The organism is Alistipes sp. Marseille-P5061, assembly GCF_900290115.1.
In the GTDB taxonomy this organism is placed as follows: domain Bacteria; phylum Bacteroidota; class Bacteroidia; order Bacteroidales; family Rikenellaceae; genus Alistipes; species Alistipes excrementigallinarum.
Genome location: NZ_LT985749.1, coordinates 244,332 through 262,716, shown reverse-complemented (window position 1 = coordinate 262,716; position 18,385 = coordinate 244,332). Strand labels below are relative to the sequence as shown.

The window sequence follows — 18,385 nt, the reverse complement described above, 5'->3', positions numbered from 1 at the left end:
CCGCTTTCGACAAAAAAATGACGAAAACTTTTGCACTCCCCGCGAAAAGCCCTATCTTTGCAGTTGATTTGTAACAACCCGTAACGCATGAACTGGACTCCGAACATATTCGCGGCACACGCTGTCTGGCTGCAAAAGGAGCATTCGGGGTTCCATTCTCTTCCGTTTTCGGGCGTTTTGTTTTATTTAGGGTAACTGTTTCGGTTGCCCTATTTTTTTACACTCCGATGAGAACTCTGTACCGCAATGCCTCGATTTTCGACGGCGAACGCTTCGTGACGGGCAACCTGGTCGTCGACGGGGAGCGCATCGCCGGCATCGGCCCCGACTGCGACCCGGCGGGCTGCGACGCCGTGGTCGACCTCGGCGGACGGCACCTGCTGCCCGGACTGGTCGACGTGCATGTCCACCTGCGCGAGCCCGGATTCCCGCAGAAGGAGACCATGGCCACCGGTACGGCGGCTGCGGCCCACGGCGGCTATACGACCGTCTGCGCCATGCCCAACCTCAATCCGGCGCCCGACTCGCCCGAAACGCTCGGCGTCGAGCTCGACATCATCCGCCGCGATGCGCGGGTGAAGGTGCTGCCCTACGGCTGCATCACGATGGGGCAGCGCGGAGCCGGCGAGCTGGTCGACTTCGCGGCGCTGGCCCCCTACGTCGTCGGCTTTTCGGACGACGGCCGCGGCGTGCAGTCGGAGGCGCTCATGGAGGAGGCGATGCGTCGTGCGGCGGCGGTTCACAAGCCGATTGTCGCCCACTGCGAGGTGGACGAGCTGCTGCGCGGCGGATACATCCACGACGGCGACTACTGCCATGAGCATGGCCATCGGGGCATCTCGTCCGAGAGCGAGTGGCGGCAGGTCGAGCGCGACATCGCGCTGGCCGAGCGTACGGGGTGCCAGTACCACGTCTGTCATGTCTCGACGCGCGAGAGCGTCGAGCTGGTACGCCGCGCACGGGCCCGCGGCCTTGCCGTGAGCTGCGAGACGGCGCCCCACTACCTGCTGCTCTGCGACGAGGATTTGCACGAGGAGGGACGCTTCAAGATGAATCCGCCCCTGCGCAGCCGCGCCGACCGCGATGCGCTGCGCGAAGGGGTGCTCGACGGCACCATCGAGGTCATCGCGACGGACCATGCCCCCCATACGGCCGAGGAGAAGGCGCGCGGGCTGGCCGGCAGCGCGATGGGCGTCGTCGGACTCGAATGCGCCTTCCCGCTGCTCTATACCTATCTGGTCAAGCCGGGTGTGCTGACGCTCGAGCGTCTGGTGGCGCTCATGTCGCTCAACCCGCGGCGGATTTTCCGCCTCGGCGGCGGCCTTCAGGCGGGAGCTCCGGCCGACTTTACGGTCATCGACCTGGGCGCCTCGTACGACATCGACCCCGGGCACTTCCTCTCGAAGGGGCATGCGACCCCCTTCGCCGGCTGGCGGGTCGAGGGGCGTACGATGCTTACGGTGGTCGACGGGCGCGAAGCCTACCGCGACCCCTCCTTCACGAAGTGACCCGCCCGGGGCCGGGGCTGCACGGGGACCACACCGGGGGCCGGCCAAGGCTGTACGGGGGCCGCATCGGGATTACATCTGGGTCGCACTGGAATTACACCTGGGTCGCACGGGGACTACATCGGGGTCGCACCGGGATACTCCGGAGACGACGGCGCGGCAGTGAGACGACGGAGGCGGCAGTGATACGGCTGCGACGGCCGTGCGGCGGCTGCGACGCGGCGGCAAGGTGAAACGGCGAGGCGGTGGAACAGCGAGGCGGCGCGGTGCGATGCGCCGGGAGGCTGCGAATAACGACAAACGACAAAAACAAATATAAAGGCTGCGAGAGGCCAGAACGAAAATTCCTATGAAACCCTTTACCAAGAAAATTGTGCTGGAGAACGGACGCGAGTTCTATGGCTACGGTTTCGGTGCCGACAGGGAGGCCATCAACGAGATTGTCTTCAATACCTCGATGGTGGGCTACCAGGAGATTCTCTCCGACCCGTCCTACACCGACCAGATGGTGGTGATGACCTACCCGCTCATCGGCAACTATGGCACGGCCGAGGAGGACTACGAGACGAAGTTCCCCACCATCGGCGGCATGATTGTCCGCGAGTACAACGACATCCCCTCGAACTTCCGCTACACGAAGACGCTCAACGAGGTCTTCGAGGAGTATGACATCCCCGCCATCTCGGGCATCGACACGCGTACGCTCACCCGCATCATCCGCGACGAGGGCAGCCAGAAGGTCATCATCACCGATGCCTCGACCCCCCGCGAGGAGGCGCTCGAGCGGCTGCGCGCCTACGCCCTGCCGCACGACATGGTGGCCCGCGTGAGCTGCCGCAAGCGCTGGTTCTCGCGTACGCCCAACCACCGCTACGACGTAGTGGCTATCGACTGCGGCATCAAGTACAACATCATCCGCAAGCTCAACGAGAAGGGGTGTAACGTGACGGTGGTGCCCTACGATGCGACGGTCGAGGAGATTCTGGCCTTCCGTCCCGACGGCATCTTCCTCTCGAACGGCCCCGGCGACCCGGCCGACGTGACGCCCGTTATCGAGAAGGTGCGCGCGCTCAAGGGCCGTCTGCCCATCTTCGGCATCTGCATGGGACACCAGATGGTGGCCCTGGCCTACGGCGCCCGGACCTTCAAGATGAAGTTCGGCCACCGCGGCGGCAACCATCCGGTCAAGTGCCTCGCAACGGGCAAAATCGAAATCACGAGCCAGAACCACAGCTACGCCGTGGACATCGACTCGCTGAAGGGTACGCCGCTGCGGCTGACCCACATCAATCTGCTGGACAATACGGCCGAGGGCATCGAGTGCCCCGAAGAGATGGTCTTCTCGGTACAGTACCACCCCGAAAGCGCGCCGGGTCCGCAGGACAGCGCCTATTTGTTCGACAAGTTCATTAAAATGATGGAGGAGCACAAAAATGCCTAAGAGAACGGATATCAAGAAGGTAATGGTGATTGGCTCGGGCCCGATTGTCATCGGTCAGGCCGCGGAGTTCGACTATGCGGGTACGCAGGCGTGCCTCGCGCTCAAGGAAGAGGGCTACGAGGTGGTGCTGGCCAACTCCAACCCCGCCACGATTATGACCGACACGCACATCGCCGACAAGGTCTACATGGAGCCGCTGACGCTCGAGTACGTGGCCAAGATTATCCGCTACGAGCGTCCCGACGCGATTGTCCCGGGTCTGGGCGGTCAGACGGGCCTCAACCTGGCGGTGCAGCTGGCCAAGAAGGGCATCCTCGAGGAGTGCCAGGTCGAGATTCTGGGCACCTCGTTCGAATCCATCGAGCGGGCCGAGGACCGCGAGCTCTTCAAGGAGCTCTGCCAGTCGCTGGGCGAGCCGGTGCTCCCCTCGGAGATTGCCAACACCATCGAGGAAGGCGTCGAGGTGGCTGCCCGCATCGGCTATCCCGTGGTGCTGCGTCCCGCCTTCACGCTCGGCGGTACGGGCGGCGGCTTTGCCGACAACGAGCAGGAGCTGCGCGACATGATGCGCAATGCGCTCTTCCTCTCGCCGGTGCACCAGGTGCTCATCGAGAAGAGCATCAAGGGTTACAAGGAGATTGAGTACGAGGTGATGCGCGACTCGAACGATACGGCCATCGCCGTCTGCAACATGGAGAACATCGACCCGGTGGGCATCCATACGGGCGACTCGATTGTGGTGGCGCCGAGCCAGACGCTCACCAACCGCGAGTACCAGATGCTGCGCGACTCGGCGCTGAAAATCATCCGCGCGCTGAAAATCGAGGGCGGCTGCAACGTGCAGTTCGCACTTGACCCCCTCTCGTTCAAGTACTACCTCATTGAGGTCAACCCCCGCGTGTCGCGTTCGTCGGCCCTCGCCTCGAAGGCTTCGGGCTATCCGATTGCCCGCGTGAGCGCCAAGATTGCCGTGGGTCTGACCCTCGACGAGATTCAGCTGGCCAACACCCCGGCCAGCTTCGAGCCGACGCTCGACTACGTGGTGACCAAAATCGCCCGCTTCCCCTTCGACAAGTTCTCCGACGCCTCGAACAAGCTCGGCACCCAGATGAAGGCCACGGGCGAGGTGATGTCGGTGGGCCGTACGGTCGAGGAGTCGCTGCTCAAGGCGGTCCGCTCGCTCGAGACGGGCGTCTGCCACATCTACCACAAGAAGTTCGACTCGTGGACGAGCGACCGGCTGCTGGAGTACATCAAGGACGGTACGGACGACCGCCTCTACGCCATCGCCCAGCTCATCCGCAACGGCATCGACCTGGTGCTGATTTACAACAATACGAAAATCGACATGTTCTTCCTCGAGAAGTTCAAGAACATCGTCGAGTTCGAGCGCGTCGTGGCGGCCCATCCGAAGGACATCGAGACGCTGCGCGATGCCAAGCGCATGGGCTTCAGCGACAAGTACATCGGCCAGCTGTGGGGCCTCTCGGAGCACGACATGTACCGCCTGCGCGAGCAGCACGGCATCTTCCCCGTCTACAAGATGATTGACACGTGCGCCAGTGAGTTCTCCTCCTACGTGCCCTACTTCTACTCGACCTATGAGGACGAGAACGAGTCGGTAGTGAGCGACCGCGAGAAGATTGTCGTGCTGGGTTCGGGCCCCATCCGCATCGGCCAGGGCGTCGAGTTCGACTACTCGACCGTGCATGCCATCTGGTCGATTCGTGAGGCGGGCTACGAGGCCATCATCATCAACAACAACCCCGAGACCGTCTCGACCGACTATACGACCAGCGACAAGCTCTACTTCGAGCCGCTGACGGTCGAGGATGTGATGAACGTGCTCCATTTGGAGCACCCCAAGGCGATTGTCGTCTCGCTGGGCGGCCAGACGGCCATCAACCTTGCCGAGCCGCTTGCCGAGCTGGGCGTGCCCATCATCGGCACCGACTGCGACGCCATCCGCAACGCCGAGGACCGCGGCTGCTTCGAGAAAATCATGGAGGAGTTGGGCATTCCCCAGCCCGAGGCCGAGGCGGTGACCGACATCGAGGCGGGCGTACGCGCCGCGGCACGCATCGGCTACCCGGTGCTCGTGCGTCCGAGCTACGTGCTGGGCGGCCGCGCCATGCAGATTGTCTCGAACGAGGAGCGTCTGCGCCACTACCTGCAGACGGCCGTCGAGGTGAACGAGGATTCGCCCGTGCTGGTCGACCGCTACATCATGGGCCGCGAGCTGGAGGTCGACGCCATCTGCGACGGCAAGGATGTCTTCATCCCCGGCATCATGGAGCATGTCGAGCGGACGGGTATCCACTCGGGCGACTCCATCAGCGTCTATCCGACCTTCAGCGTCGGGAAGCGGGCCAAGGAGAAGATTATCGACTACACGGTGCGTCTGGGTCTGCGCATCGGCATCGTGGGTCTCTACAACATCCAGTTCATCCTCGACGGCGAGGAGGATGTCTACGTCATCGAGGTCAATCCGCGCTCGTCGCGCACGGTGCCCTTCCTCTCGAAGTCCACGGGCGTGCAGATGGCCCACATCGCCACGCAGGTGATTCTTGGCAAGACGCTGCGCGAGCTGGGCATCACGGAGGTCTACGGCCGTGAGAAGGAGCGCTGGTACGTCAAGGCTCCGGCCTTCTCGTTCGCCAAAATCCGCGGCATGGACTCCTATCTCTCGCCCGAGATGAAGTCGACGGGCGAGGCCATCGGCTACGACGACAAGCTCACGCGGGCGCTCTACAAGGCGCTGCAGGCTACGGGCATGAACGTCTGCAACTACGGGACGATTTTCGTCACCATCGCCGACGCCGACAAGGAGAAGGCGCTGCCGCTCATCCGCCGCTTCTACGACCTGGGCTTCAACATAGAGGCGACGACCGGCACGGCGGCCTACCTGCGCAGCCACGGCATCCGCACGCGGACGCGCCGCAAGCTGAGCGAGGGGAGCACCGAGATTATCGATGCGCTGCGCCAGGGCCATGTAAGCTACGTAATCAACACGATTGACATCAACCAGCACAATACGCGTCTGGACGGCTACGAGATTCGCCGCACGGCCGTCGAGAACAACGTCACGGTCTTCACGGCGCTCGAAACGGTCAAGGTGCTGCTCGACGTGCTCGAGGAGATAACCTTCGGCGTCTCGACCATCGACGCGAAGTAGTCCGCGGCGGTGACTCCGGGGGCGGGCCTGCTCCCGGGGCGCATGCCGCACGGCGCGGAGCCAAGACAACAGAGAGAAGATGTACAAGAAAGGCATATACGAGATTCTGCGGAACGAACCGCTCACCGACGCCGTATGGCGGATGGTGCTCGGGGGCGATACGGAGTGGATTACGCGCCCGGGGCAGTTCGTCAACATCGCCCTCGAGGGGCACTACCTGCGGCGTCCGATTTCGGTCTGCGACTGGGACGGGCGTACGCTGACGCTGATTTACAAGGTGGTGGGCGACGGTACGGCCCAGATGAGCCGCATGCAGCCGGGTCAGAGGCTCGACCTGCTGACGGGACTCGGCAACGGCTTCTCGACGCGCAACGAGGCGAGCCGTCCGCTGCTCGTGGGCGGCGGCGTGGGGGTTCCCCCGCTCTATGCGCTGGCGCGCGAGCTGCGCGGCCGCGGGCTTCCGGTCGAGGTGGTGCTGGGCTTCAACACTGCGCGGGAGCTCTTCTATGCCGATGAGTTCCGGGCGCTGGGCTGCAACGTCCACATCGCTACGGCGGACGGCTCGCTGGGGGTGAAGGGCTTCGTCACGACGGCCATCGCGGCCGAGGTGCCCGCCTTCGACTACTTCTACGCCTGCGGCCCGCTGCCCATGCTGCGGGCGCTCTGCGAGGCTACCCCCGGCGTCTCGGGCCAGCTTTCGTTTGAGGAGCGGATGGGCTGCGGCTTCGGCGGATGCATGGGGTGCAGCTGCAAGACCCTCACGGGCAACAAGCGCATCTGCAAGGAGGGCCCCGTGCTGCTCAAGGAGGAGATTCTCTGGTAGCGCCTCCCTCCGGATACATAGAATGAATACCACGAAGCGGCGGATGCGTCGGCATTCCGGGCTTCGAAACAAATGCACGATTGATGAAAGACACCTCGGTTGTACTCTGCGGGCTCCGGCTCGACAATCCGGTCGTTCCGGCCAGCGGAACCTTCGGCTACGGCAACGAGTTCCGCGAATTCTACGACATCAACATCCTCGGCTCGTTCTCCTTCAAGGGGACGACGCGCGAGCCGCGCTTCGGCAACCCCACGCCCCGCATCGCGGAGTGCACGGCGGGCATGCTCAATGCCGTCGGGCTGCAGAATCCCGGCATCGACGCCGTGATTTCGGAGGAGCTGCCCCGGCTGCGCACCTTCTTCCACAAGCCGGTCATCGCCAACATCTCGGGCTTCTCGGTCGAGGAGTACGCCTACTGCTGCGAGCGTATCGACGGCGAGGAGCAGGTGGGCATCATTGAGGTCAACGTCTCGTGCCCCAACGTGCGCCACGGCGGCATGTCGTTCGGCACCTCGCCCGAGGCTGCGGCCGAGGTGACGTGTGCCGTGAAGGCCGTCACGACCAAGCCGGTCTTCATCAAGCTGAGCCCCAACGTCACCGACATCGTCTCGATTGCCCGGGCGTGCGAGGAGGCGGGCGCCGACGGCATCTGCCTCATCAACACGATGCTGGGCATGCGCATCGACACGCGCCGCCGCCGGGCCGTCCTTGCCAACACGACGGGCGGCTTCTCGGGACCGGCCATCTTCCCCGTGGCCCTGCGCATGGTCTACCAGGTGGCCCGCGCATGCCGGATTCCGGTGATGGGGTGCGGCGGCGTGCAGTCGGCCCGCGACGTGATTGAGATGATGATGGCCGGAGCCACGGCCGTGCAGGTCGGGGCGGCCAATCTGGTGAACCCCTACGCCTCGAAGGAGATTGTCGAGGCGCTGCCCGTCGAGATGGAGCGGCTCGGCATCGAGCGCCTGAGCGACATCATCGGCTGCGCCGAGTAATCCCCGGAAGGGGAGCCGCCGTGCCGACCGATTCCGGACCGGCGCCTCGGAACGCCGCCGAAGGGTGGCGGAACGGAACAGGGTGCGACAGAGAGGTGGCGGACCTGAGCCGGGATGCGACGGAAGGGTAGCGGAACGCGGCGGGATGCGGCGGGATGCGGCTTGGGGGCAGCGAAACGGAGGCTGACCGAAGACGGACCGGAGGCGCGAGGGTTGCGCAAACGGCGGATTTTGCGTAATATTGCAGTGCGGTACCGCGCCGTGCGGTCCCTGCGGCTGAAGGCGGCGGCCTGCCGCGCAAAGAGCGAAAACGAAACAAAACGACAAAAAGCATAACAACCAATACCATGCAACACGACGTCATCATTGCCTGCGACTTCAAGTCGGCGGAGGATACCTTCCGGTTCCTCGACCTGTTCCGCGACGAAGCGCGCAAACCTTTTCTGAAAATCGGCATGGAGCTCTTCTACGCCGAGGGTCCCTCCATCGTGCGCGAAATCAAGCGCCGGGGCCACCGGATTTTCCTCGACCTGAAGCTCCACGACATCCCCAATACGGTGCGCAAGGCGATGGCCGTCCTGTCGCGGCTCGACGTCGACATGTGCAACGTCCATGCGGCGGGCACCGTCGAGATGATGCGTGCCGCCCGCGAGGGGCTCACGCGCGAGGACGGCACGCGGCCCCTGCTGATTGCCGTCACGCAGCTCACCTCGACGAGCGAGGAGCGCATGCAGCGCGAGCTGCTCATCGGAGCCTCGATGAACGAGACCATCGTGCAGTATGCCCGCAATACGAAGGAGGCGGGGCTCGACGGCGTGGTCTGCTCGCCGCTCGAGGCGGGCATGGTCCACGAGGCGTGCGGCCGTGACTTCCTGACCGTAACGCCGGGCGTGCGCTTCGCCGACGGCGACGTGGCCGACCAGGTGCGCGTGACCACTCCGGCCCGTGCCCGCGAAATCGGCTCCGACTTCATCGTGGTGGGACGCCCCATCACGGCCGCACCGGACCCCGTGGCAGCCTACCGCCGCTGCGTGGCCGAGTTCCTGGGCGAATAGCCGGGGCGGGGGAGTGACGGAGGACCGGGCCCTTCGGCGCACATTTTGCGGTGCTGTCCGAGAGGCGGCGGCTCCGAGGAGACGCCCCGCAGACAACTGTTGAAGAGAGACGTATGAAACCCGTAAAACTGTTCTACCTGCGCAACTGCCCCTTCTGCAAGCGGGCGCTGCGCTACATCGACGAGGCGAAGGCGGCCCACCCCGAACTGGCGGCCGTCGAAATCGAGCTCATCGAGGAGTCGGAGGAGCCCGAAGTGGCCGACCGTTACGACTATTACTACGTGCCGACCTTCTATGTGGGAGGCGAGAAGCTCCACGAAGGGGGGATTTACCCCGACGAGGTGGAGGCGGTGCTGCGCAAGGCGCTCGAGGCGTAGCACGCGGGCGGGGCGGTGACGGACCGCGGTGCGGTGCGGGTGCCCCGCTGCAGGAGCGCAGCTGACAAGAACCGGAACAAGAGAAATATCAAGATGGAGAAGATGGAGAAATCAATTGCCAAGGATTTGCTCTCAATCGGCGCGGTCTTCCTGCGCCCCGAGCAGCCGTTTACGTGGGCGAGCGGCATCAAGAGCCCGATTTATTGCGACAACCGGCTGACCCTCACGGCCCCCGTCGTGCGCGGCCATGTGGAGGAGGGCCTCGCGCAGATTGTCCGCACGAAGTTCCCCGAGGCCGAGGTGCTGATGGGTACCTCGACGGCCGGAATCGCCCATGCCGCCATCACGGCGACGATTCTCAACCTGCCGATGGGCTACGTCCGCAGCGGTTCGAAGGACCACGGACGCGGCAACCAGATTGAGGGCCGTCTGGAGAAGGGCCAGAAGGTGGTGGTCATCGAGGACCTCATCTCGACGGCCGGCTCCTGCATCGAGGTGGTCAACGCGCTGCGCGAGGCGGGTGCCGAGGTGCTGGGCGTCGCTTCGATTTTCACCTACGGCATGAAGAAGGGGTTGGACCGGCTCAAGGAGGCCGGCGTGGTCAACTACAGCCTCTCGAACCTCGACGCCCTGGTGGAGGTGGCTGCCGACGAGGGCTACATCCAGCCCGAGGACAAGGCGCGCCTGCTCCGCTTCCGCGACAACCCCTCGGACGAGAGCTGGATGCAGCGCTGAGAGGCTGCCGCTGCACAATGTGAAACCCGCTAATTGCTGATTGCCTGATATGAGACATCTGATAGACCCGACCGACCTGTCGGTCGCCGAAACCGAACAGATTGTGGCGCTGGCCGAGGACATCATCGCCAACCGCGCCAAATACAGCGAAGCCTGCAAGGGAAAGAAGCTGGCGACGCTCTTCTACGAACCCTCGACGCGTACGCGTCTGAGCTTCACGTCGGCCATGCTGGAGCTGGGGGGCACCGTCATCGGCTTCTCGGACGCCAATTCCTCCTCCGTATCGAAGGGCGAGACCGTGGCCGACACGGTGCGCGTCATCCGCTGCTTCGCCGACATCATCGCCATGCGCCACTTCAAGGAGGGTGCCCCTCTGGTGGCGTCGCAGTATGCCGGCATCCCGGTCATCAACGCCGGTGACGGCAGCCACGCCCACCCGACGCAGACGCTTACGGACCTGCTCACCATCAAGCGTGAGAAGGGGCGCTTCGACCACCTGACCATCGGCTTCTGCGGTGACCTGAAGTTCGGCCGCACGGTGCACTCGCTCATCAAGGCGCTCTCGCGCTACGAGGGCATCCGCGTGATTCTGATTTCGCCCGAGGAGCTGCGCCTGCCCGACTACATGCTGCAGGAGATGAGCGCCAACTCGAAGCTGGAGTTCCACGAGGTGCGCACCATGGAGGAGGTGATGCCCGAGCTCGACATCCTCTACATGACGCGCGTGCAGAAGGAGCGCTTCCTCGACGAGGAGGAGTTCGACCGCGTGAAGAACAGCTTCGTGCTCGACCCCGACAAGCTGAAGACGGCCCGCAAGGATATGATTATCCTCCACCCGCTGCCGCGCGTGAACGAAATCACGCGTGCGGTCGACAATGACCCGCGTGCGGCCTACTTCCGCCAGGTCGAGAACGGCAAGTTCGTCCGTATGGCGCTGATTTACACGCTGCTCAAGTGGGCCGACGAGAACAAGCCCTTCGACCATACGCCCCATTTCGACGAGGAGTACATCGTCAACGAGCTGGTCTGCCCGAACCGACGCTGCATCTCGGCGACGGAGGATGTCGACCAGCTCTTCCGGCGCCACGCCGACGGCACGTGCCGCTGCGCCTACTGCGAGTCGAAGGCGAAATAGAGCCGCTGTGCGGCGGCCCGTGCGGCCGGCACACGCTGCGAATTTGCGGAAAAGCTCCCTTTCGAGGGGGCTTTTTCCTCTTTTTTATGCATTTGTCTGAAAAAAAGTGGCGGGTGGCGTCAGGAGTTTTGCCTGCTGAAGTGTTATAATACATAAGGTCGGAGCATCCGCATCCGGTCGGGAGTCGACGCAACGCTCCGGCCGGGGCCCGGAGCCCGGACCTGTGCAGTGGGGGAGATGCCCCGCGCGAAGAGAAAGGAGAGATGGGTATGGAGTCGGTTTCTTCAGGCGAAATGCTGGACCTCGCGGCCTTTGACCGCCTGTTCGGGGAGTACAGGCCGCGCTTCATCCGTTTTGCCGCGTCGTATGTGACCGATGCGGCCGTGGCCGAGGACATCGTCATGGAGAGTTTCATGGCGGCGTGGGAGCGTCGTGCCCTCCTTTCGGAGCGGAGCCTCCCGCCCTACGTGCTGGTCATCGTCCGCAACAAGTGCCTCAACCACCTGCGCGCGCGTCAGGTGCGCCTGCGCGCCGAGGAGCACCTCCATTCGCACGGCGCGCGGATGCTCGAACTCCGCATCTCGACCCTCGAGGCGTGCGAACCCGCGCAGCTCTTCTCGGACGAGGCCCGGCGGCTGGTTAACGAGACGCTCGACCGCCTGCCCGACCGTACGCGCGAGGTCTTCGTCCGCAGCCGCTTCCGCGGCGAGAGCTACAAGGAGATTGCCGCCGCTCTGGGAACGACGGTCAAGAGCGTCGAGTTCGAAATCTCGAAGGCGATGCGCTCGCTGCGCGTCTCGCTCAAGGACTATCTTCCGCTTCTCATGCTTTTTCTGCTGATTGACAAATAGTTGCTCCTCGTGGAGCTGCCGCCGGGCGCCCGCATCCGAAAAAAATCCGACTTTTTTTCAGGGGAAGGGCGCCTTTCGGTGTTATTAGTGTGACTATGGACAAAGAACTGCTCTACCGCTTTTTCAATGGAGAGACCTCCGTCGAGGAGGAGCAACGCCTGCTCGACGAAATCGACCGCAACCCCGAAAGCCGCCGCGAGCTGCTCTCGGAGCGCTGCCTCTTCGACTCGATGCTGATGCTGACGGATGCGGAGCGTGCCGCGGCGCGCCGTCCGCGGATGCAGCTGCTCCGCGGGGCCCGTCGTCTGCTCCGCTATGCCGCCGTGGTGCTCGTGACGCTCGGCGCGGCGGCCCTCTACGTACAGCTCGGCCACAACCGTCTGGCGGGCGCGGGCAATACCGTCTCGGTTCCGGCCGGACAGCGGGTCGACCTGGTGCTGCCCGACGGCACGAAGGTCTGCATGAACGCCTGCTCCGAGCTGAGCTATCCGGCCCTCTTCTCCAATGGGGAGCGCCGCGTGCGGCTCGACGGCGAGGCCTTCTTTGAGGTGGCGCACGATGCGAAGCACCCCTTCGTGGTCGAGACCTTCGCCTGCGATGTCGAGGTGCTCGGTACGAAATTCGACGTCGAGGCGCATGCCGCAAGCGACAAGTTCGTCACCTCGCTCGTCGAGGGGCGCGTGCGTGTGGTGGACCGCGACCGTCAGGTCGAGCTGCAGCCCGGCGAGCAGGTGAGCCAGGTGGACGGCCGCCTCGTGGTGGGGCGGATTCCCGACTACGAGAACTTCCAGTGGCGCGACGGCCTGATAGCCTTCCGCGACGCCTCGTTCGGCGAGCTGATTGAGGAGTTCGAGAAGTACTACGACGTACGCATCGTGGTGGCGCCCGGGCGCGACTTCTCGTCGAACCGCTTCACGGGCAAAATCCGCATCTCGGAGGGGCTCGACCACGCCCTGTGGGTGCTGCAGCGCAGCGCCGACTTCGTCTGCGAGCGCAGCGAGAGTGGCGACGTTATCTACATCCGCTGAACCCCGGGGGGAGGCGGCGGATGCATGCGAAAGAATATGACAGACAGAAAAAATAATAACGAAAAACCGAGACGAACGCCTATGTAAGAAGAAACGAACTACACCCATTTGAAACAATTCCGTGCCGCACGCCGCGACGTGCGGACCGTCTCCCCCGCGCGGAGACATTCGAGGAGCCGCCCGGCGGGAACACACTAACCAACTTAAACCTTGAAATATGAAAATGAAAAGGCAAGCAAGAGCCTTCGTGTTCTTGCCTGTATTGGCACTTTTGTGCTGCTTTTTCGCAGGCGGAGCCTACGCGCAGCGCGTGGCCGTGACGCTGAAGGCGACGGATGCCCCGCTGGAGCAGGTGCTCGATGCGATTGAAAAACAAACTACCTATCTTTTCGTCTACGACAAGAGCGTCGACGTGACGCGCCGCGTATCGGTCGACGTCGACAACATGCCTTTGGGCACGGTGCTCTCGACGCTCTTCGGTTCGACCGATATCAGCTATGCCGTAGAGAACTCCTCCATCGTCTTGTCCCGTCGGGCTGCGGAGCCGACCGCTCCGAAGTCCAAAAACCCTGTCGTCGTAACGGGTGAGGTCGTCGACGGGGCGGGACTCCCCGTCATCGGCGCCAGTGTGATTGTCAAGGGCACGACCCTCGGCACGAGCACCGGCGTCGACGGCTCCTATTCGCTCCAGGTTCCGGCTCCCGCCGAGTCGGCCGTGCTGACGGTCAACTACCTGGGCTACGAACCGGTCGAAGTGGCCGTGGGCAGCCGCACCCAAATCCGCATCACGCTGCGCGAGTCGGCCGTCGATGTCGACGCGGTGGTGGTGACGGCCCTCGGCATCAAGCGCTCCGAGAAGGCCCTTTCGTACAACGTCCAGCAGGTGAGCTCCGAGGAGCTGCTCGCCGGCAAGGATGTCAACTTCGTCAACTCGCTCAACGGCAAGGTGGCCGGTGTGACCATCAACGCCTCGTCGTCGGGCGTCGGCGGCGCCTCGAAGGTGGTCATGCGCGGTCAGAAGTCCATCATGCAGTCGTCGAACGCCCTCTACGTCATCGACGGCGTGCCGATGTTCACCACGGCGCGTGACGGCGGCACGGAGTTCGCCTCGCAGGGTACGACCGACCCCATCGCCGACATCAACCCCGAGGACATCGAATCCATCTCGGTGCTTAACGGCGCCGCAGCGGCGGCCCTCTACGGTTCGGATGCCGCCAACGGCGCCATCGTGGTGACGACCAAGCGCGGCAAGGCCGGCTTCACGTCGGTGACCGTCTCGAGCAACACCGAGGTGATGAGCCCCTTCATGCTGCCGTCGTTCCAGAACCGCTACGGCACGGGCGACCTCCTCTCGAGCGAGGGGTCGATTGACCGCAGCTGGGGACAACGGCTCAACAAGGCCAACTACATGGGCTACGACCCCGCGTCGGACTACTTCCAGACGGGCGTGACCGGCACCGAGAGCTTCTCCTTCTCGACCGGCACCGACAAGAACCAGACCTACCTCTCGGCCGCTGCGGTCAACTCGCGCGGCATCGTCCCCAACAACGGCTACGACCGCTACAACTTCACCTTCCGCAATACGACCAGCTTCCTGAAGGACCGTCTGACGCTCGACGTGAGCGCCAACTACGTCATCCAGAAGGACCGCAACATGACCAACCAGGGTGTCTACAACAACCCGCTGGTGGGTGCCTACATCTTCCCGCGCGGTAACGACTGGAACGACGTGAAGATGTACGAGCGCTACGACATGTCGCGCCTGCTCTACACGCAGTACTGGCCCGTGGGTGCCGCCGGCATGACCATGCAGAACCCCTATTGGATTAACTACCGCAACCTGCGCGAGAACCGCAAGGACCGCTACATGTTCAATGCGCAGCTCTCCTACGACATCCTCGACTGGCTCTCGGTTTCGGGCCGCCTGCGCGTCGACAACGCCCACACGGACTACACCGAGAAGTTCTACGCCTCGACCAACACGCAGCTGACCGAGGGGTCGCGAAACGGCCTCTACGGCATCACCACCTCGAAGGACAAGCAGGTCTACGGCGACGTGCTGGTCAACATCAACAAGACCTTCGGCGAGAACTGGTCGCTGCAGGCCAACGTCGGCGCCTCGATTTCCGACCTGCGCTACGACGCCATGAAGGTGCGCGGCCCCATCCCCGACGGCTCCATCACCGACGAGAAGCCGCTGCTGGCCAACGTCTTCAACGTGCAGAACCTGAGCAACTCGTCGCTCACGACACGTCTGCAGGAGGGCTGGCGCGAGCAGACGCAGTCCATCTTCGCCTCGGCCGAGGTGGGCTTCAAGAACGCCTACTTCCTCACGCTGACGGGCCGTAACGACTGGCCTTCGCAGCTGGCGGGCCCCCACTCGAACCGCTCGTCGTTCTTCTATCCTTCGGTCGGCGCCTCGGTGGTGCTCTCGGAGATTATCCCCAACATGCCGAAGAACCTCTCCTACATCAAGCTGCGCGCCTCGTACGCCTCGGTGGGCGTCGCCTTCGAGCGCTTCATCGCCAACCCGCGCTACAGCTGGAACGCCAGCGGCCTGAGCTGGAACACCAAGACGCAGTACCCGATGTATGACCTGAAGCCCGAGCGGACGAAGTCCTTCGAGGTGGGTCTGACGATGCGCTTCCTCAAGCACTTCAACCTCGACTTCACCTACTACGACACCCGTACGCAGGACCAGACCTTCGACCCGCAGGTGTCGACCGGTTCGGGAAGCTCGACCATCTACATCCAGTCGGGTAACATCCGCAACCGCGGTATCGAGCTGGCGCTGGGGTACAGCAACACCTGGGGCAAGTTCTCGTGGGAGAGCAACTACACCCTCTCGACCAACCGCAACGAGATTCTCTCGCTGGCCAACAACGTGGTCAACCCCGAGACGGGCGAACACTTCTCGGTCGACCTGCTCGACATGAACGGTCTGGGTACGGCGCACTTCCTGCTCAAGGAGGGCGGCACGCTGGGTGACCTCTACTCGTTCGTCGACCTCAAGCGCGACGAGACGGGCTCGATTTACATCGATGCCGATGGCAAGCTGGCCACCGAGACCATCGGCAACGTCGACCGCTACATCAAGCTGGGTTCGGTGCTGCCCGATGCCAACATGGCCTGGCGCAACGACTTCCGCGTGGGCAACTTCCACTTCGGCTTTATGATTTCGGCGCGTCTGGGCGGCATCGTCTTCTCGCGTACGCAGGCCATGCTCGACTACTACGGCGTTTCGGAGGCTTCGGCCGCGGCGCGCGATGCGGGCACCGTGATGATTAACGGCGGCGACTATGTCGACCCCAACGTCTGGTATTCGGCCATCGGCGGCGGCAACTCGGTGCCGCAGTACTACACCTACTCGGCGACGAACGTCCGTCTGCAGGAGGCCTCCATCGGCTACACCATTCCGCGCAAGAAGCTGGGCAACCTCTGCGAAATCACCCTCTCGCTCGTGGGCCGCAACCTGTGGATGCTCTACTGCAAGGCTCCGTTCGACCCCGAGACCATCGCCACGACGGGTAACTTCTACCAGGGCATCGACTACTTCATGATGCCGTCGCTGCGCAACATCGGCTTCAACCTCAGACTCAAATTCTAAAACCATGAAACTTCACATATTCAGGCCCTTTGTCTGCCTGCTTGCCGCAGCGGGCATCTCCTGCACGGCCAACTACATGGACATCAACGGCAATCCCTACGAGCCGACCGAGGACCAGATGCAGGCCGACGGATACATCATCGGCGCGACGCTGACGGCGCTTGCAACCACCGTCGTCTCGACCGACGTCAATACGGCCCAGTTCACCGACGTGCTGATGGGCGGCCCGCTGGGCGGCTACTTCACCACGACGGGTTCCTTCCCCACGGGCACCATCATGAACTTCAACCCGACGGACGACTGGACCAACGTCTTCCTGGCCAGCGACAAGATTATCCCGGTGCTCTACTCCAACCTGCGCGAGCTGGAGCGCGTGACCGACGACCCCATCACGCTGGCCATCGCCGAGGTCATCAAGGTTGCGGCCATGAGCCGCGTTACGGACACCTACGGCCCGATTCCCTACTCGAAGGTGGGTGAGGACGGCAAGCTGCAGGTGCCCTACGATTCGCAGGAGGAGGTCTACACGCACTTCTTCGAGGAGCTCGACCACGCCATCGGCGTGCTGACCGAGCACCGCACGGGCGCCATCGCCTCGACGGCCGACTACATCTACGGCGGCAGCGCCGAGAAGTGGTGCCGCTTCGCCAACTCGCTCAAGCTGCGTCTGGCCATGCGCATCGTCTATGCCGACAAGGCCAAGGCCCAGCAGATGGCCGAGAGCGCCGTCAAGAGCGAGGTGGGCGTGATGACCTCGAATGCCGACAACGCCATGCTGACCGCCTTCGGCGAGAAGGGAAACCCGCTCTACACGGCCATCAACTACAACTCGGTGACGGCGGCCAACCATCCCGACGGCAAAGATTGCCAGACGGGCGGTGACACGCACGCCGCAGCCGACATCATCTGCTACATGAATGGCTACAACGACCCGCGCCGTCCCGCCTACTTCATCCCCTCGGAGTGGAGCGGCTACCAGTATGTCGGCATGCGCCGCAGCATCCAGATTCCCTCGCTGGTGACCGTCGGCCACAAGTATTCGGGCATCAAGTGCGACATCTCGTCGCCCGTCTACTGGATGAACGCCGCCGAGGTGGCCTTCCTCAAGGCCGAGGCCAAGGCCGTCTTCGGATTCGACATGGGTCCCGGCACGGCCGAGGATTTCTACCGTGAAGGCATCCGCCTCTCGTTCGAGCAGTGGGGTGTCGCCGGCTGGGAGGAGTACGCCGCCGGTCAGACCAAGCCGGAGAACTACCGCGACCCCAACGGCACGAACACCTATACGGAGCCCATCTCCGAAATCACCGTCGCTTGGAACGACGGCGCCTCGACCGAGGAGAAGCAGGAGCGCATCATCACCCAGAAGTGGATTGCCAACTGGCAGCTGGGCAACGAGGCGTGGGCCGACTTCCGCCGCACGGGCTATCCGCTCATGATGCCGGCCACGGCCGAGGGCAACAAGAGCAACGGCAAGGTCGATTCGCGCATGGGCGCCCGCCGCATGCCCTATCCGCAGGTCGAGTATACGACCAACGGCGAGAACGTGCGTCAGGCCGTGGCCTCCTGGCTCAACGGCGGCGACGACATGGCAACGCGCCTGTGGTGGGACTGCAAGGAGGACCTTCCGCAACTTCGATAATCACCTAAAACGAATC

General features: G+C 63.6%; 13 protein-coding genes. All 13 read left to right on the top strand.

Annotated elements, in window-relative coordinates:
* Nucleotides 1-227 precede the first annotated feature (227 nt).
* Nucleotides 228-1,508 carry a dihydroorotase gene (locus tag C8267_RS04975; protein WP_087361489.1) on the top strand — a complete coding sequence of 427 codons (1,281 nt, stop codon included), beginning with the start codon at nt 228-230 and terminating at the stop codon, nt 1,506-1,508.
* A 349-nt stretch (nt 1,509-1,857) separates the two neighbouring features.
* Nucleotides 1,858-2,949: a glutamine-hydrolyzing carbamoyl-phosphate synthase small subunit gene (gene carA / locus C8267_RS04970; RefSeq protein WP_087361487.1), complete on the top strand. Its 1,092-nt coding sequence runs from the start codon at nt 1,858-1,860 to the stop codon at nt 2,947-2,949.
* Nucleotides 2,942-6,124, top strand: a complete 3,183-nt coding sequence (carB, locus tag C8267_RS04965) for a carbamoyl-phosphate synthase large subunit (protein ID WP_087361485.1) — start codon at nt 2,942-2,944, stop codon at nt 6,122-6,124. Before carA ends, carB begins: the two co-directional genes overlap by 8 nt.
* A gap of 79 nt (nt 6,125-6,203) precedes the next feature.
* Nucleotides 6,204-6,947 (top strand): dihydroorotate dehydrogenase electron transfer subunit, encoded by a 744-nt coding sequence (locus C8267_RS04960; RefSeq protein WP_106633894.1) that lies wholly within the window; start codon nt 6,204-6,206, stop codon nt 6,945-6,947.
* An 83-nt stretch (nt 6,948-7,030) separates the two neighbouring features.
* Nucleotides 7,031-7,942, top strand: a complete 912-nt coding sequence (locus C8267_RS04955) for a dihydroorotate dehydrogenase (protein WP_106633893.1) — start codon at nt 7,031-7,033, stop codon at nt 7,940-7,942.
* A gap of 347 nt (nt 7,943-8,289) precedes the next feature.
* Complete coding sequence (gene pyrF, locus C8267_RS04950) at nt 8,290-8,997, top strand: orotidine-5'-phosphate decarboxylase (RefSeq protein WP_106633892.1); 708 nt, start codon at nt 8,290-8,292, stop codon at nt 8,995-8,997.
* 113 nt (nt 8,998-9,110) lie between these two features.
* A complete protein-coding gene (locus C8267_RS04945) occupies nt 9,111-9,374 on the top strand; it encodes a glutaredoxin family protein (protein ID WP_106633891.1) in 264 nt (87 codons plus the stop codon).
* A 102-nt stretch (nt 9,375-9,476) separates the two neighbouring features.
* Entirely contained in the window at nt 9,477-10,109 is a 633-nt protein-coding gene (gene pyrE / locus C8267_RS04940) for an orotate phosphoribosyltransferase (protein WP_106634169.1), read from the top strand.
* A gap of 49 nt (nt 10,110-10,158) precedes the next feature.
* The gene (gene pyrB / locus C8267_RS04935; RefSeq protein ID WP_087361475.1) at nt 10,159-11,244 is read left to right on the top strand and encodes an aspartate carbamoyltransferase; all 1,086 of its coding nucleotides are present in this window, start codon (nt 10,159-10,161) and stop codon (nt 11,242-11,244) included.
* Nucleotides 11,245-11,513: 269 nt separating this feature from the next.
* Nucleotides 11,514-12,095, top strand: a complete 582-nt coding sequence (locus C8267_RS04930; RefSeq protein ID WP_087361473.1) for an RNA polymerase sigma-70 factor — start codon at nt 11,514-11,516, stop codon at nt 12,093-12,095.
* Nucleotides 12,096-12,190: 95 nt separating this feature from the next.
* Nucleotides 12,191-13,123: a FecR family protein gene (locus C8267_RS04925; RefSeq protein WP_106633890.1), complete on the top strand. Its 933-nt coding sequence runs from the start codon at nt 12,191-12,193 to the stop codon at nt 13,121-13,123.
* Between the two features lie 217 nt (nt 13,124-13,340).
* Complete coding sequence (locus tag C8267_RS04920; RefSeq protein ID WP_234025698.1) at nt 13,341-16,730, top strand: SusC/RagA family TonB-linked outer membrane protein; 3,390 nt, start codon at nt 13,341-13,343, stop codon at nt 16,728-16,730.
* Between the two features lie 4 nt (nt 16,731-16,734).
* On the top strand, nt 16,735-18,369 hold the full coding sequence (locus C8267_RS04915) for a RagB/SusD family nutrient uptake outer membrane protein (RefSeq protein WP_106633889.1): 1,635 nt from the start codon (nt 16,735-16,737) through the stop codon (nt 18,367-18,369).
* Nucleotides 18,370-18,385 lie beyond the last annotated feature (16 nt).

Bases quoted from the DNA above. Each gene is read 5' to 3' on its own strand.
- C8267_RS04975 (WP_087361489.1), top strand. From the start codon at position 228: ATGAGAACTCTGTACCGCAATGCCTCGATTTTCGACGGCGAACGCTTC.
- carA (WP_087361487.1), top strand. From the start codon at position 1,858: ATGAAACCCTTTACCAAGAAAATTGTGCTGGAGAACGGACGCGAGTTC.
- carB (WP_087361485.1), top strand. From the start codon at position 2,942: ATGCCTAAGAGAACGGATATCAAGAAGGTAATGGTGATTGGCTCGGGC.
- C8267_RS04960 (WP_106633894.1), top strand. From the start codon at position 6,204: ATGTACAAGAAAGGCATATACGAGATTCTGCGGAACGAACCGCTCACC.
- C8267_RS04955 (WP_106633893.1), top strand. From the start codon at position 7,031: ATGAAAGACACCTCGGTTGTACTCTGCGGGCTCCGGCTCGACAATCCG.
- pyrF (WP_106633892.1), top strand. From the start codon at position 8,290: ATGCAACACGACGTCATCATTGCCTGCGACTTCAAGTCGGCGGAGGAT.
- C8267_RS04945 (WP_106633891.1), top strand. From the start codon at position 9,111: ATGAAACCCGTAAAACTGTTCTACCTGCGCAACTGCCCCTTCTGCAAG.
- pyrE (WP_106634169.1), top strand. From the start codon at position 9,477: ATGGAGAAATCAATTGCCAAGGATTTGCTCTCAATCGGCGCGGTCTTC.
- pyrB (WP_087361475.1), top strand. From the start codon at position 10,159: ATGAGACATCTGATAGACCCGACCGACCTGTCGGTCGCCGAAACCGAA.
- C8267_RS04930 (WP_087361473.1), top strand. From the start codon at position 11,514: ATGGAGTCGGTTTCTTCAGGCGAAATGCTGGACCTCGCGGCCTTTGAC.
- C8267_RS04925 (WP_106633890.1), top strand. From the start codon at position 12,191: ATGGACAAAGAACTGCTCTACCGCTTTTTCAATGGAGAGACCTCCGTC.
- C8267_RS04920 (WP_234025698.1), top strand. From the start codon at position 13,341: ATGAAAATGAAAAGGCAAGCAAGAGCCTTCGTGTTCTTGCCTGTATTG.
- C8267_RS04915 (WP_106633889.1), top strand. From the start codon at position 16,735: ATGAAACTTCACATATTCAGGCCCTTTGTCTGCCTGCTTGCCGCAGCG.